Origin of the sequence: Paraburkholderia dipogonis (assembly GCF_042680985.1) — a bacterium.
Lineage (GTDB): Bacteria > Pseudomonadota > Gammaproteobacteria > Burkholderiales > Burkholderiaceae > Paraburkholderia > Paraburkholderia phytofirmans.
In genome coordinates this window covers 1-15701 of the sequence record NZ_JBHUFR010000031.1, presented here as the reverse complement: position 1 = coordinate 15701, position 15701 = coordinate 1, and the positions used below count along the sequence as shown (strand labels likewise).

The window sequence follows — 15701 nt, the reverse complement described above, 5'->3', positions numbered from 1 at the left end:
GGATTGCTGAAGAGGGTTTATTCACGGCCGCAGCGGCGTGTCAATGCGCCGCTGCTTCTCACGGATCGAAGCGAGCCGTATCAGCCGATATTGAAGTCGATACCCTGCGCGAGCGGCAACGCGGACGAGTAATTGACCGTGTTGGTAGCGCGGCGCATGTACGCCTTCCACGCATCCGAACCCGACTCGCGGCCGCCGCCGGTTTCCTTCTCGCCGCCGAACGCGCCGCCGATTTCCGCGCCGCTCGGTCCGATGTTGACGTTCGCGATGCCGCAGTCGCTGCCCGAGTCGGACAGGAAACGTTCCGCTTCGCGCAGATCGGTCGTGAACACGCACGACGACAGGCCGTGCACCGCTGCGTTGTTCGCTTCGACTGCGTCGGCGAAATCGGTATAGCGCAACACGTACAGAATCGGAGCAAAGGTTTCCTTCAGCACCACCGACGTTTGCGACGGCATTTCGACGATCGCCGGACGCACGTAGTAGCCGTTTTCATAGCCCTTCACGTCCACACGTTCGCCACCGAACACCTTGCCGCCTTCGGTCGTAGCCTGTTGCAGCGCTTCCTGCATGCGGCCATACGACAGCTTGTCGATCAGTGGACCCATCAGCGTGCCCTTTTCGAGCGGATTGCCGATCGGCACCTTGCTGTACAACTGCTTCAGACGCTCGATGGTTTTGTCGTACACGCTCTCGTGCACGAACAACCGGCGCAGCGACGTGCAACGCTGACCCGCCGTGCCCACCGCCGAAAACAGAATGCCGCGCATGGCGAGTTCGTGATCCGCTGTTTGCGTGACGATGCCCGCGTTGTTGCCGCCGAGTTCAAGCAGCGAGCGGCCAAAACGCTTCGCCACTTCAACGCCGACCGTGCGGCCCATTTCCGTGCTGCCCGTCGCGCTGACGATCGACGCGCGCGGATCGGCCACCAGCTTCGCGCCTACATCGCGGCCGCCGTTGATCAAGGCGGTGAGGCCGGCCGGCGCGTCGCCGAATTCCTGCAATGCCTCGGCGAGAATCTGATTGACGGCGAGCGCGGTGAGCGGCGTCTTTTCCGACGGCTTCCAGATCACCGCATTGCCGCAGACCAGCGCGAGCGCCGCATTCCACGACCACACCGCGGCCGGAAAATTGAACGCCGAGATCACGACGCAGGTGCCCATGGGATGCCACGTCTCCGCCATGCGATGCCCCGGACGCTCTGAGGCGATCGTCAGGCCGTACAGTTGACGCGACAGACCGACCGCGAAATCGCAGATGTCGATCATTTCCTGCACTTCGCCCAAGCCTTCCTGAAGAATCTTGCCGGTCTCGAGCGTGATGATGCTGCCAAGCGCCTGCTTCTTCTCGCGCAGACGGTTGCCGAGCAGACGCACCAGTTCGCCGCGCCGCGGCGCCGGCACGTTGCGCCAGGCGGTGTAAGCCTCTTTCGCCTGGGCGAGGGCCGTGTCGACTTCCGCCACCGTGTTGCTGGCCACGCGGCCGATGAGGTCGCCGGTGATGGGTGAATGAACCGCGATGTCGCCGGCTTGCGCCGCGTGGGCGATGCCGAGGTCGGCGAGGATGGTGGAAGCGTCCATGAGAATCCCTTTAATTTCCGATGCGAAACAAGAGTAAGTTCGGAAACTATACACGCGGGCTTTTGTGGCGGCAAGGGTATTTGCCCGGAGCTGGCTGGAGGAAAGCTCGCAAAGGCTTGCTGCGTCTATATAGGTCGATCCGTCGAATCGGCTGTTTCGCATTTTCGCAGGCGTCGGCGTCAACCCGCGCCCGCACGCGGGCACTGACACATTAGTTTCTTATTGGAAATACGCGGCGTCGCCAGGAAAGGGCATCTGGCCTGCCGCATAAGCGTTACGGATTAACGCGCGCGGCTGAACGCCGGCAACGATCGGCTTTAAACGCCCGCCATCAACCGGTCGACCAACACGCGCGCAAACGGCGGCAAGTCCCTGAGGCTGCGCACGCAGATCTTGAGCTTGCGCTCAGCCCAAGGGTCGTTCAGTCCGACCGTGGCGATCTGCATCGTCTTTTTGTGCCGCAGCGCGACCGATTCCGGCACGATGCCGATGCCCACGCCCGCTTCGATCATCCGGCAAGCGGCTTCGAAATTGCCTACCTGGATGCGCAATTTCAGACGCGCGCCGAGCGCATCGGCGGCACTGGTGATGAACGCGTGGATCGCGCTCGACGTCGGCAGGCTCACGAAATTGGCCGCCAGCACTTGCGCGAAGTCCACCGACGCCAGACGTGCCAGCGGATGATCGCGCGACGTGACCAACACAAGCCGGTCGTCGCGATACGGCAGCATTTCCAGATGCTCCGCATGCACGTTGCCCGCGACGATGCCGATATCCGTCGCGCTATCCGCCACACCCTTGACGATTTCGCCGCTCAGCACTTCGCGCAGATCGATGTTGACGTCAGGGTGATCGCGCAAGAAATGGCTCAGCACGGCCGGCATGAACTCGCTGATCGCGGTGGTATTGGCCCAGATGCGCACGTGTCCTTTGATGCCTTCGCCGTACTCCTGCATGTCGCCGGCCAGATGCTCGACCCGTTCCAGCACGAGCCGCGCGTGATGCACGAAAGCTTCGCCAGCGGGCGTCAGCGTCACGCCCTGGCTGGTGCGGTAGAGCAGCTTGAAACCCAGTTGTTCCTCGAGATTCTTGACCCGGTTGCTTGCCGCCGGCGCCGACAGATGCGAGCGCTCCGCGGCGCGCGCCAGATTCTCCGTATCGGCGATATTGAGGAGCAGGCGCAAGTCTACGAAATCGAAATGCATGATGACGGCCAGAGTTGAAGCGCCGTGGGCGCCCTCGAGACAAAGGCCAATCTTAACCGGGCCCGAGGGAAACGCTAGCTTGTTTCGGCAAAGCTGCCGGTCTCGCTTGCAACTCCGTTTTTTAGACGCGGCGATGCAGGTAAGGGTTGAACCGCTTGTCGCTTGCTCCGGCGTTCACGCCCGCATCGGCGCGGGCGACCTATCAGTCCTGCGATGCGAATCTCGTCATCCCTCCGCACTGCGTCAAAACAGCTTCTGATCGGCGCATCTTCTGCGTACCTGCAAGCCAAGTTCTGCTCCGCCGCCCGCAGCCAGGCACAGCACTTGACCCACCGGCTCGACAGGCAAGAAGACACGGCAATTCAGCCGGGGTCCCTGTCACGGCTGGCGCCGCAAAACCCTCAAGGCCCAGTCCAACCGAACATTTCAGGCATAAGCATTATGAGTCGCGTATTACTGGTCGACGACCAACCCGAGGCATTGTCCGCGCTACGCGCCGTGTTGGTCGGCCGTGGTTACACGGTCGCCACGGCGGCCGACGGCGCCGAAGCTTTTGAACGACTGCAACGCACGCGCGTCAGCGCGGTGGTGTGCGATTGGCGCATGCCTAACATGGACGGCGCCGAACTGATCGAATCGATGCAGGCACGCAGTGAACTGGCTTCAGTACCCGTCATCCTGACGAGCGGCAGCGGCGAAGCGCCCGCCTTCCCCGTCAAAGGTTTCTTGCGGAAACCGTTCGCGCTGGACAAGCTGCTCTCGTTGCTGGCCGAATGCGAAAGCGACGCGGCGATGCCGGCCGTTTGCTAACCGCTTCGTAGTCGCCGGCGAGCGTCGTCGATACATTTGCCCGCCAGGCATCACGCACGAAAGCGGGGCACGCGCCGGGTTAGCGAGCGCAGTGATGCGGCATCGAGGTGCGCTTATCGTAAAACGCGCTCGCTCCGAAAGAGCGAATCGACGGCCCGCGCTCGCGCGCTCAACGGACTAAGCCGACTTTTCGAACAACTCTCCGCTCGGCGCCAGATCGGCATCGGGCGAGATGTCCTCGAGCGTCTGCTGACTCGTTTCGATCCGCAGCGCGAGGATCGCCACGCTCAGCAACAGCAGAACACCGCCGACCATGGTCAGCACGCCCGTCACGCCAAAGTGCGTGTACAACAGCAGCGCCACATAAGGCGTCGACATGGAGGCGGCGCGTCCGCAGGTGCCGGCTACGCCCGTCCCCCGCAACCGATGCGCGGTCGGAAACAACTCCGGGATATAACCGAACAACCCGAGCGTGCAGACCGTATAGATCGCCGTCACGAGCGCGAAACCCACGATGGAAATCGCCGCCGGCGCCCGCATCTGCACATACACGAACCCGAGCGCGATCGTCACGAGCGAGAACAGCACAATGCCGTTCCGCCGGCCGATCCGGTCCGTAACCAGATATCCGACCACCGCGCCGGCGGGCGCGCCGAACGACATCAGCAGCACGAATCCCAGCGACTGCACGATCGTTAGCCCTTCCTTGACGAAGAACGTCGGCAGCCACGCGACGAATCCATACAGCGACATGTTGATCGCCATGCAGGTGAGCGCCGCCACCAGCGTGCGGCCGATCATGCCGCGCGCGAACAGCGCCGAGAACGGCGCGGCCGGCACCTCATGGCTCATTACGCGCGCCACCGGCGGCAACTTGCCGACCCGCGCCTCGACCTGCCGCTCGATCGCCGACACCGTCGCCTCGGCTTCGTCGAGGCGACCGACCGTCTCCAGCCAGCGCGGCGATTCCGGCATCCGATGCCGCAGAAACCACACGACGAGCGCACCGATCCCGGCAATCGCAAACATATAGCGCCAGCCGAGATGCGGAATCACCCAGTAGCCGATCGCCGTCGCGCCGAGCAGGCCGGAATTGATGATCAACGCGAGCAGTGAAGTCCAGCGTCCGCGCGTGGCCGGCGGCACGAATTCGCACAACGTTCCGGCCGCCACTACCAATTCCGCGCCGAGCCCCACGCCCATGATGAAACGCAACAGAATCAGCCAGTAGATATTCGGCGCGAAACACGCGGCGATCGAGGCGAGACCGAAAATCGCCAGGTTCGCCTGATACGAATAACGCCGGCCGAATCTGTCGCCGAGATAACCGGACAGACCCGCGCCGATCATCATGCCCATGAAGGTCGCGGAGATGAAAAACGAGCCGAGCCGCAAATCGGTGAAGCCGCTTTTGACCATCGCGGCTAACGCGCCGCTGGCGAGATAGATGTCGAAGGCGTCGAGGAAAGCGCCCGCGCCGATCAGGCCGAGAATGTTCCAGTGAAAACGGCTGATGGGCAGGCGGTCGAGCCGCGCGCCGGAATTGACGGTTGCCAAATTGTGTCTCCTGATTGGGCTCGCGCGCGGTCGGACCGCGCGCGCAAAACAGTGATGCATGGCTATCTTTTTATGGCGACAGCTCGTTGCATGATGTTGAGTACGCAGCGCGAAAGCGTCCCCCCGCGTGAGCTCAAGTTTGCGTCACGCTGCGCCTTCAGGGTATTGGCATTATTGGAAGCCGATGTTTCGTCGCGGTTAATGGACGGCGCGCGACATTGCACCGGCGATGCACCGGCGATGCGCTCGCCGCAGCCTATCCGCCCGCAAGAATCCTTCGCGCCTTCAGGATCACCGGCATATCGACCATCTTGCCGTCCACCGCCACAGCCGCGCCGTGGCTCGTTTCCACTGCCGCCAGGACACTTTGCGCCCATGCCTTGTCCGCGTCGCTCCACGCGTACGCGCGGTGCACCGCATCGATCTGCTTCGGATGAATGCACAGCTTGCCGCCGAAGCCGAAGCGCCGGCCGCGGCGCGCGTCGGCTTCGATGGCGTCGGTATCGGTGATGGTGATCGACACGCCGTCCACTGGCGCGCCGATTCCGGCAAGCCGCGACGCCAGCACGATCTGTGAGCGGAACAGATGCAGTTCCTCGCCGTCGCCGTCGATACCGAGATCGATCTGAAAATCCAGCGTGCCGAACACGATGCGCTGCACGCGCGGCGCGGCGCACAAGACCGCGAGGCTCGCAAACCCACGCGCGGTTTCAACGATCGGCAATATGCTTAAAGTGGCATGCGCCGTCGCCAGCACGGCTTCGATCTGCTCGCGCGTCTCCGCTTTAGGCAACACGATCCCGGCGACACCCCGCTGCCCGGACAACGCGGCGACATCCTCGTTGAACCAGGGCGTGTCCGAGCCATTGATGCGCACCCATGCGGGCCGTGATGCCTCGCTCGATACAGCGGCCAGCACCGCCGCGCGCGCCGCCGGTTTTTCATCGGGCTGCACGGCATCTTCGAGATCGAGAATCACTGCGTCCGCGCCGGCTGCGTGCGCTTTTTCGAAGCGCTCAGGGCGGTTGCCCGGCACGAACAGATAGGAGCGAGGCAGTGCGGCGCTCATGCGGCCACCATCGCATTGGACTCGGCTTCAAAGACCGAACCGACCTGCGTTTGCTCCGCGATTTGCCACGCGTTGCCGAGCAATCGCGCGGCCTCGTCTTCGGTGGCCGCGCCCGAAAATGCCGCCAGCCGATGCAGCTTGGCGGCAATCTCATCGCGCGACAGCGTATTGCCCGGGTCACCTTTCGGTTCGTCGACGCGGCCCTCGAACGTGCGGCCGTCGGTGGTCGTGACCGTCACCTTGCCGATCCAGCGCGCGGGATAAGCGGCGTCCACTTCGGCGTCGAAGGCCATCTCGACCTTGTCGCGGAAGGCGGCGATTGCATCCGCGTCGAAACCCTGCTCGAATTCGGTCACGCCCGCATAGCCGTGGTGCGCGACGAGTCCGAGCACCGTGCCCATGTTGAACTTCGCCTGATGAACGGTGCGCGGCGTGACAACCGCGCCGAGCACATCGAGCGCGCCTTGATGGACGTGCGCGACGACCTTCGCGATATCGCGCGGCGCGAGACGGTGTTCCTGCACGACGGCGAGCAACGCGTCGGCGGCAGGATGCGTGTGACGGCACGCCGCGTGATACTTGAACGACGTCTCCGCCGTCGCCCAACGACTGCCCAGGCGGTCGACGAGGCGTGCCGGATCCGCGTCGCTCGACATGCCCGCGGCCATGCCTTGCGCTCCTTCCAGAATATGCGTCGCGCCCTTGAAGCCCTCGGCGGCGAGTTGCGCGGCCATCAGTCCGTTGGCCGCCGCCATGGCCGTGTGCAGTTGCTTCGAGTCCGCGGCATCGCGCAAAAACTCCCAGAGGCCGCTTGCCTGCGTGCCTGCCGAGCCGAACGAGTCGAGCATCCGCGCCGGCGACAAACCGAGCAGCCGTCCCGCTGTCGCGGCCGCCGCCACCGTGCCCGCCGTACCCGTGGTGTGAAACACTTTGTAGTGCGAGCGCCCCAAAAATTCGCCGATGCGGATGCCCACTTCATAGCCCGCGACCGCCGCCGCGATCAACTCGCGCCCGGACCTGCGATACGCCTGCGCCAACGCCAGTGCCACCGGAAACACCACCGTCGCGGGATGAAACACCGAGCCGTTGTGCACGTCGTCCTGTTCGGCGAAGTGCGACGCCGCGCCGTTGATCATCGCCGCGAAATACGGCGTGATGCGGCTGCGGTCGATCAACACTTCGCACGCGCCGTCGTTCGATGCGCCGCCGGCCTGGCGGGCAAAGCGCGCGATCGTCTCGACCGGCCGCGCGCCTTTGCCCGCCAACGCCGAGCCGAGCCAGTCGACGTAAAGGTTGACGGTGCGTTCCACCACCGCGTGCGGAATGCTGTGGAAGTCGAGTTGAGCGGCGAAGGTGGCAAGCGTCAGACTGGGATGGTCGTTCATGATGAGGTCGTTTCGTATTCGTTCAGGTCGCCGGCGTGGCATCGCTCACGCGCCGGCGAAGCTAAAAACATTCAGATCGTGCCGGCGGCTCGCAGCGCGTCGATTCGCGCGCTGTCGCAGCCGAGTTCGCGCAGAATCGCGTCGGTATGCTCGCCGAGCGCGGGAACCGGATCCATGCGCGGGTCGACATCTGTCGGCAAACCCGGCGGCAATAACGCGGGCACCACGCCCGCCGGCGTGCCGACTTCGTGCCAGCGCTCGCGCGCCTGCAATTGCGGATGCGCCCACACATCGCCGAGCGAGTTCATTTGCGCGTTGGCGATGCCGGCGTTATCCAGCCGCTCGATGACCTGCGACGCGCTCAGCTTCGCAAAAACCGTGACGATCACCTCGCACAACGCGTCACGCGCCGACGTACGTTTCGAGTTCGAGTTGAAACGCTCGTCGGTGGCGAGTTCTGGCTGCATCAATACGCGCTCACAAAAGAGCTTCCATTCGCGCTCGTTTTGCAGACCGAGCATCACGGTCTTGCCATCGCCCGCGGGAAACGGGCCGTATGGATAGATCGTGGCGTGCGCCGCACCGGAGAGCGCGGGCGGCGTTTGACCGTCGATCGCGTAATAGAGCGGATAACCCATCCACTCGACCATGCTCTCCAGCATCGATACGTCGATGCGGCAGCCGCGCCCCGTGCGGCCACGCAATAGCAGCGCGCTCAGAATGTTCGAATACGCGTACATGCCCGCCGCAATATCCGCAATCGAGCAACCGGCCTTGGCCGGCTCGCCCGGCGAACCGGTGATCGACAGAAAACCGGATTCGCTCTGGATCAGCAGGTCGTAGGCTTTCTTGTCGCGATACGGTCCGTCGGAACCATAGCCGGAAATATCGCAGACAATCAGCTTCGGATACTTCTTGCTCAGCGTGTCATAACCGAGACCAAGCCGGTCTGCGGCGCCGGGCGCGAGGTTCTGCACCAGTACGTCCGCGCCGGCGACCAGGGCATCGAGAATCTCCGCTGCGGCAGGCTGTTTCAGATCGAGCGCAAGACTTTCCTTCGAACGATTGGTCCAGACGAAATGCGAGGACAGTCCATGCACGCGCTCGTCGTAGCCGCGCGCAAAGTCTCCGACGCCGGGGCGCTCGATCTTGATCACCCGCGCGCCCAGATCCGCGAGTTGACGGGTACAGAACGGCGCGGCGATCGCGTGTTCGAGCGTGACGACCTTGATACCGTCGAGTGGTCTCATGTTGTTGGCGCCCGAAAGTCAGAACGAACGCGGCAGCCCGAGAATATGCTCGGCTACGTACGAAAGAATCAGATTGGTGGAAATCGGCGCGACCTGGTAAAGACGCGTCTCACGGAATTTGCGCTCGACGTCGTACTCGCAGGCAAAGCCGAAGCCGCCGTGGAATTGCAGACACGCGTTGGCCGCTTCCCAGGACGCGTCAGCCGCGAGCAGCTTCGCCATGTTCGCCTGGGCGCCGCACGGTTGATGCGCGTCGAACCGGCGCGCCGCCTCGAAGCGCATCAGGCTGGCCGCCTCGACATTGATGAACGAGCGTGCGATCGGAAACTGCACGCCCTGGTTCTGACCGATCGGACGGCCGAATACGACGCGCTCTTTCGCGTACTCGGTGACCTTGTCGACGAACCAGTAACCATCGCCGATACATTCGGCGGCGATCAGCGTGCGCTCCGCATTCAACCCGTCGAGAATGTATTTGAAGCCCTGCCCTTCTTCACCGATCAGATTCTCGGCGGGGATTTCGAGGTTGTCGAAGAAGAGTTCGTTGGTTTCGTGATTGACCATGTTGAGAATCGGCTGCACGGTCATGCCGTGACCGATCGCCTCGCGCAGATCGACGATAAAGATCGACATGCCCGCCGATTTCTTTTTCACGTCCGCAAGCGGCGTGGTGCGCGCGAGCAGGATCATCAGATCCGAATGCTGCACGCGCGAGATCCACACCTTCTGTCCGTTGATTACATAGCGGTCGCCGCGGCGCTCGGCGGTAGTCTTGATCCTCGTGGTGTCCGTGCCGGTGGACGGCTCGGTCACGCCCATGGATTGCAGACGCAAGTCGCCGCACGCGATCTTCGGCAAGTACTTTTGCTTCTGCTCTTCGGAACCGTGGCGCAACAGCGTGCCCATGTTGTACATCTGACCGTGGCAGGCGCCCGAGTTGCCGCCGGCGCGATTGATTTCTTCCATGATGACCGACGCTTCGGTCAGCCCCAGCCCCGAGCCGCCGAAGTCCTGCGGAATCAGCGCGGCCAGCCAGCCGGCTTTGGTGAGCGCGTCGACGAATGCTTCAGGGTAGCCGCGTGCCTCGTCGATCTTGCGAAAGTACTCGCCGGAAAATTGCTGGCACAGATCGCGGACGGCTTCGCGAATGTCCTGAAAGGAATCCTGCTGCGTGGTTTGCATAATCGAATCTCTTGGAGTTCAGGCGAAGCTCAGTCGAAGCTCAGTCGAAGTTCAGGCAATAGCGGCCGTGGCGCGCATGGTCAGATAGCCTTCGTGGTCTTTGGCCCACAACTCAATGATCTTGCCGTCGGCGGAAGGCTTGCCGCATACCGTGAAAGCGTTGCCGGCGAAGGTCGGACGCACCGCCTTGAAAGCGAAACTTTGCAGCGTGGCTTGCGGTTGTTCGCGGCGCACCAGGTCGACCAGCAGGGTCGCGATCAACGGACCGTGGACGATCAGGCCTGGATAGCCTTCGACTTCCGTGACGTACGGATAATCGTAGTGAATGCGGTGGCCGTTGAAGGTCAGCGCCGAGTAGCGGAACAGCATGACGGCGTCGGCATCGATCGTGCGGCGCCACGTTTCGCCTTCTGGGGCGAGCTGCGGCTGCGGTGGACGCGCGCCGTCCTGCGATGCGTCGCGATAGACAATGTCGTGCTCCTCTTCCAGCTTCAGTTCGCCGCCGGCTTCTATCGTGTGCTGCACCGTGACGAACACGAGACGGCCGGACCGGCCGGTCTTGTCTTCGATATTGGCGATCGTCGAAGTACGCGTGGCACGCTCGCCCACTTTCAGCGGCGCGTGAAAGGTCAACCGGCCGCCGGCCCACATGCGGCGCGGCAGCGGCACGGGCGGCAGGAAAGCGCCGCGCTTTGGATGGCCGTCCGGGCCGACTTCGGACATCGGCGCAATCGGCAGAAAGTACAGCCAGTGCCACAGCGGCGGCACGCTGTCGCCGCGTTCTTCGCGATCGAGCGTGGCGGCCATCGCCTTGAGTGGAAAGGCGGTGATGTCGTCCTTGATGACCTCTTGCTTGTCGAGCCAGTCGTCGAGTTTCTGCGGGGAAGCAGACATGGGCACAGTCTCCGGATACGCCTATTGGGCTTAATAGGGTCTTACTATGAACGACGCAGCATGAACTGCGAAGTTTGCATTTTCGAAGCGGGCGTTTGGATTTGCTTAAGGCTCGCCGGACCGCCGTGTGGCGGGGCGCCGCTAATGGATCGGTCTGAATATCATGCGCTTATTGTCGAGGCACCGGCTGTGAACGGCACAGAATTGGAAAGCAAGAGTCGGAGTGCGCGGCATCACGTCCGTCCTTACACTCGATCATCGTTCTGGTGATCGCTTGATTGGAGAGGGTTTATGGATACGGTTGCGAAGGGTATGCAGTCGCGCTCGATGGACTTGAAAGCTGGCGCAGGACAGAAGCCAGAAGCGGGCACGGGTGGCTCGCACGCGCAGCGTATCGGTGCGATCGACTGGTTCGATGTCGAAGCAGAATTGAATGCTTACGGCTGCGCGATGCTGCGCAATCTGCTCAGCGCGGAGGAATGCGATGCGCTGACCGCGCTCTATCCGCGCGATGCGTTGTTTCGTAGCCGCGTCGTCATGGCCCGGCACGGTTTTGGCCGCGGCGAATACAAATACTTTGCTTATCCGCTGCCGCCGTTGATCGCCGATTTGCGCTGCGCGCTTTATCCGCGTCTCGCGCCGGTGGCGAATCGCTGGAACGAGGCGATGGGGATCGACGTCCAGTATCCGGCCGCGCATGCGGAATTTATCGAGCGTTGTCACGCCGCCGGCCAGACGCGCCCAACGCCGCTGATGCTTCAATACGCAACCGACGACTACAACTGTCTGCATCAGGATCTCTACGGCGAACACGTCTTCCCGCTGCAGGTCGCGATTCTGCTGTCCGAACCCGGCGTGGACTTTACCGGTGGCGAATTCGTCATGACGGAGCAGCGGCCGCGCATGCAGTCGCGTACGGAAGTGGTGCCGCTCCGCAAGGGCGATGCGGTGGTGTTCGCGGTCCATCACCGGCCGGTTCAGGGGACGCGCGGTGCGTACCGGGTGAATCTGCGGCATGGCGTGAGCCGCTTGCGCTCAGGCCAACGGCATACGCTTGGGGTGATTTTCCACGATGCGGGTTGAGGCGGATGCGATTGGTTTGGGTCGATTTGACGTGCGCCATATTCTGCTGAACTGCTGCGCTGCGGCGAAAATTCGACAAGCAGTTTCGTAACGCCTGGTGGCAGAAGCAATGCAGTGAGTCGGTGGCCGTGGAGTGTCTCGAAGCGCCGGATCGCCTCCGCAATCCACAGGCGCAACAGCCGGATGGTGGCCGGGTTCGTCATGTATCACGTCCTGTCGTCCTTGCATCGCGGACTGTCGGCTGATTACACAAGGCTGGAAATGAGGCTGCATCCGCAGGTGGCATGGTGGCCGTGTCGGGCAACCGGTATACCGTGGTCGGTAATTTCGTCATCACCTTCGAGAATCACGTTCGGGTTCACCTGAGGGTGCAGCGGACACTCCACGAGATCTCCCTTGCGGGCGACAGGCCTGCCGTCATAGTCCATGGTCTCTGAGCCGGTCACGACTGCGCCGCCGTGGTTTGTCGTATCACCAAGTCGAATGACGTCCATGCCTCACTCCTGTGGTTGTGTCTTGAGGTAAGCGGCGAAAGCACTGATTTCCTCGGGTGTCGAGGGGTAATCACGGGGGAAGTCGATCGTCTGGTTAATCGAGAAAAACTCCAGGCCATGATTGAATTCTTTGGGTTCCATAACTTCTCTAATGACTATGGATGCACCGACGGTATAGGTTCCTTTCCTAATAACCCCCTTCGGAAAGACTAAAAATTTGGCTACTTTTATTTCATTCCTTGCAATACAAATCACGTCATTTACATAATCCTTGGCATTGAACATTTCCGCACCACCAAACTCGGCTGTCTGGATACGCTGCCCCGTCTCTTTCCCCTGGGTTCCGCCCAGAATCCCGCTAACTCGAATCCATGAAGACCCGTTTATCGGATTAAAGTAACCTTCCCAGGTCGAAGGACTTTTAAAACATATGTCTTTACTGCCCGTGTTCACGAATGACACGCTGACAAGAATTTTATTATCTTTAGGCTCGAGATTTATCGTCGCGTCGAGTTTGGCAAGTCGCTCGCCGGACTCAAAAAACGCCCTAACATATTTATCGATAAGGGGTGCAGGAGTGAATCCAGGATATTTCTTCGCCTCTGTCGCCGCCGAATTCAATCCCTGCCTGTCGGAATCTGAAAGTCTTCCCGCAAAAATCCCTGCGCCTGACATACCGACATCCATTACATCGCCACGCATCACCAGCAGATATCCTTCATCTGAAATTTTCAAATCGGTGAGGGCGTCATTTCCCTGAATGTAGCTCCGCGTTGTAAATTGCACTTCAGCGGCATTGGTCATTTGCGAAAACCCCATATATAACAAGACGCACAAATATTTCAGTCCCAATTTAATCTTCAAAGTAGTCTTCATAGAAATTATACCCCTTTCCACGTATAACCATTTTTCTCATTGAACCACTTGCACACCTGGAATAAGTAATATTTTGGCAGCTTAGGCAGCGCTGGACCATAAACACCCCCTCCCATTAGCGTATCAGGCGTCGTTCCCTGCCATGTATCGGGAGTTGGATTGTGCTGCGCAAGCGGATAATCGACATGACCAGAAGTGTCAATATATTGCTTATCCAGGGCGCCACCGTCCCAAAAATATTCATCGGGGAAGCCCAAGAGATGACCAACCTCATGAGTATGTACGCGCTCCTGATTTAACGGATACAGCGTATCGATCCCGAAATTATCACTAGTAACTACTCGCTCCCCCCAATTTGCGGCATTTGCCCGGAAAGCAGTCGGGTACACATTGACAGTTGCATGAGCCTTCCCATCGGGATCGGCAGTCAAGAGTTCAACAACAAATTGGACCGGGATACGACATTGGCAGGCGCTCCCCTGAGCGCAATCTGACGTTGTAATCTGGTGACTTGGCGAATTCAATTCGCTTTCTATTTTTAATTTCGCGTCAACCATAAAGCTGGCTAAGGCTGCTACAGGGCGAGGCCCATGCACCCGTGCCGGATACAATTGTGGATACGGATCCTTGTCGGCATTGTATGCCACAGAAACGACCGCACCAGAAGGGTTCAGCTCCTTGACCTCTTTCGGCACCAGCAAAATCCTAACAGTTGCAATGATTTTCTTTGCGGAATTGTCGTATTGGAACTCCGCCATTCCTTCATAATTTGCGTAGTGGATGAAGAAAGGCTGACCTCCAAGCAAGTATGCAGTGCCATCTTTTTTTATTGTCCAATAGTTGCCGCTTCCAATATTCAAAGGCCGACGCTGGTCCGTCACACTATCCTGATGCCAAGTACAAGTATGTCCGGCTGCCCCTGAAGCTCCAGGGGGCGACGCCATAGGTGTTTGGCTTGCCGCCGCGTTTCCTGTTCCAGCAGCATCTGGAGCAGGCGGTTCTGCCCTAGGCGGAGCAGGCGGCACAGCAGCAGCCCGTTCCAAGGCAGCCATGGAATCGCAGTTGAACGTGATCGGGTGCGTCGCGAAAGCCGTCAGGCGCGGGTACATGGTCGCAGCCTCGGCTTTCTTCCAGTTCGCCCCCTTCTCCAAAATCGGTCCCGGCGAGCCGTTGATGATCCCGCTGCCGTTGATCTGGACGAATGAACCGTCCGCACCCAGCCACAGTTCCTTCTTCGCGTTAATCACAATCCGGCCTTCCGAACTGGTGATTTCGAGATCACCGTGCGCCTTGAAGGACATGGGGCCGCCTTGGGCCTGAATCTGCACCGGCCCGTTCGCCGAGAAGAATTTCATGCCATCCCGGTAGGCAAACAGCGAGATCGAACCCGTCACGGACGCATACATTGACCGTCCCGCCGACAGGCTAAAGTCCCGCCCTACCGTAATCGCATGGTCGTGCCTGCTCGTCATGTGCGTACTGTCCATCGCGGTCGTGGCAATGCCCGCCGCGCTGGCGAGTACCATGTCAGGCCGGGTCATTTCCGGCGAGGGGTTGTCCGCCGTTTTCTGCCCGCCCCTAATCGCGTCGTTCTGCGCCTTGATGGTATGGGTGGTACCGGTCTGGTTCGAGGTCAGCGTCTGTGCGTTATGCTTCTGCGCGAGCTGTGAAAGCTCCTCGTGCTGCTCGCGCGCCTGAGTGAGCCGCGCAACCGTCTCGCCCATATCCTTTACGGGAGCCGTAGCGCCCGCGCGCGCCTCCGTCGTCAGCAGCATGCCCTTGTTAGCGCGCATTACCGCATGTGCATCGGTGGCCATCTCGATCCCTTCACCCCGCGCCTCGGTGCGCCCCTTCGTGCCATCGATGCGCGTATTGAAGCCCGCCACAAACCGCGAATTCGCCTGGTCGCTTGCGAGCTGCGCCTGCATCTTGCCGGGCGTATCGTCCAGCGCGAGATGATTGGAGCGCAGACCATACCCAAGACTCTTACTGCGCATGCCGCTCAGCGCAGCATTGGCCGGCAGTTCCCACGGCGGCATGTTGAACTTGTCCACCACGAATCCCGCGACCACAGGCCGGTCGGGGTCACCGTGCACGTGCGCGACCAGCACCATCTGACCCGCACGGCCGGGAGCGACCACGCCCAGCTCGCCACCCTGCCATTGCGTCATGACGCGCACCCAGATCGAACTCGCGCCATCGAGATTCGCCTGCCGGTCCCAGTCGAACTGGATGCGCAGCCGGTTGCGGTGGTCGATGTACATTTCCTTGTCCTGCGGCGCCACCACCACGGCATATTCATAGCCGTCGATGCGC

General features: G+C 61.2%; 13 protein-coding genes. 2 read left to right on the top strand and 11 right to left on the bottom strand.

Features of this window, described 5'->3' with window-relative positions; translation table 11 throughout:
• Positions 1–80: 80 nt before the first annotated feature.
• Both amaB and ACFSNN_RS33955 read right to left on the bottom strand, forming a co-directional pair.
• Positions 81–1580, bottom strand: a complete 1500-nt coding sequence (gene amaB, locus ACFSNN_RS33960) for an L-piperidine-6-carboxylate dehydrogenase (protein WP_134462390.1) — start codon at positions 1578–1580, stop codon at positions 81–83.
• Positions 1581–1897: 317 nt separating this feature from the next.
• Positions 1898–2785, bottom strand: a complete 888-nt coding sequence (locus ACFSNN_RS33955) for a LysR family transcriptional regulator (RefSeq protein ID WP_134462387.1) — start codon at positions 2783–2785, stop codon at positions 1898–1900.
• Positions 2786–2998: 213 nt separating this feature from the next.
• On the opposite strand from ACFSNN_RS33955, the gene ACFSNN_RS33950 reads away from it, so the two are divergent.
• Complete coding sequence (locus ACFSNN_RS33950; RefSeq protein ID WP_244322910.1) at positions 2999–3595, top strand: response regulator; 597 nt, start codon at positions 2999–3001, stop codon at positions 3593–3595.
• A gap of 177 nt (positions 3596–3772) precedes the next feature.
• Here the strand turns inward: ACFSNN_RS33950 and ACFSNN_RS33945 are convergent, their stop codons facing one another.
• From ACFSNN_RS33945 to ACFSNN_RS33920, 6 genes are all read right to left on the bottom strand, one after another.
• Positions 3773–5152: an MFS transporter gene (locus tag ACFSNN_RS33945; protein ID WP_134462384.1), complete on the bottom strand. Its 1380-nt coding sequence runs from the start codon at positions 5150–5152 to the stop codon at positions 3773–3775.
• 256 nt (positions 5153–5408) lie between these two features.
• Positions 5409–6221: an HpcH/HpaI aldolase/citrate lyase family protein gene (locus ACFSNN_RS33940; protein WP_134462381.1), complete on the bottom strand. Its 813-nt coding sequence runs from the start codon at positions 6219–6221 to the stop codon at positions 5409–5411.
• Positions 6218–7606, bottom strand: coding sequence for an MmgE/PrpD family protein (locus tag ACFSNN_RS33935; protein WP_134462378.1), 1389 nt, complete (start codon positions 7604–7606; stop codon positions 6218–6220). The genes ACFSNN_RS33940 and ACFSNN_RS33935 overlap by 4 nt, the downstream gene beginning before the upstream one ends.
• Before the next feature lie 71 nt (positions 7607–7677).
• Positions 7678–8856, bottom strand: a complete 1179-nt coding sequence (locus ACFSNN_RS33930) for a CaiB/BaiF CoA transferase family protein (RefSeq protein ID WP_134462375.1) — start codon at positions 8854–8856, stop codon at positions 7678–7680.
• 18 nt (positions 8857–8874) lie between these two features.
• The gene (locus tag ACFSNN_RS33925; protein ID WP_134462372.1) at positions 8875–10038 is read right to left on the bottom strand and encodes an acyl-CoA dehydrogenase family protein; all 1164 of its coding nucleotides are present in this window, start codon (positions 10036–10038) and stop codon (positions 8875–8877) included.
• A gap of 51 nt (positions 10039–10089) precedes the next feature.
• Positions 10090–10932 carry an HTD2 family dehydratase gene (locus tag ACFSNN_RS33920; protein WP_134462369.1) on the bottom strand — a complete coding sequence of 281 codons (843 nt, stop codon included), beginning with the start codon at positions 10930–10932 and terminating at the stop codon, positions 10090–10092.
• A gap of 291 nt (positions 10933–11223) precedes the next feature.
• Between ACFSNN_RS33920 and ACFSNN_RS33915 the strand changes: the two genes are divergently transcribed.
• The gene (locus ACFSNN_RS33915) at positions 11224–12015 is read left to right on the top strand and encodes a 2OG-Fe(II) oxygenase (RefSeq protein WP_134462366.1); all 792 of its coding nucleotides are present in this window, start codon (positions 11224–11226) and stop codon (positions 12013–12015) included.
• A gap of 245 nt (positions 12016–12260) precedes the next feature.
• On the opposite strand, the gene ACFSNN_RS33910 is transcribed toward ACFSNN_RS33915, so the two are convergent.
• The 3 genes from ACFSNN_RS33910 to vgrG form a co-directional block, all read right to left on the bottom strand.
• Positions 12261–12509 (bottom strand): PAAR domain-containing protein, encoded by a 249-nt coding sequence (locus ACFSNN_RS33910; protein ID WP_134462363.1) that lies wholly within the window; start codon positions 12507–12509, stop codon positions 12261–12263.
• Positions 12510–12512: 3 nt separating this feature from the next.
• Positions 12513–13385, bottom strand: coding sequence for a hypothetical protein (locus tag ACFSNN_RS33905; RefSeq protein ID WP_134462360.1), 873 nt, complete (start codon positions 13383–13385; stop codon positions 12513–12515).
• A gap of 5 nt (positions 13386–13390) precedes the next feature.
• On the bottom strand, positions 13391–15701 hold a 2311-nt coding region (gene vgrG / locus ACFSNN_RS33900), incomplete at its 5' end, for a type VI secretion system tip protein VgrG (RefSeq protein ID WP_377779209.1).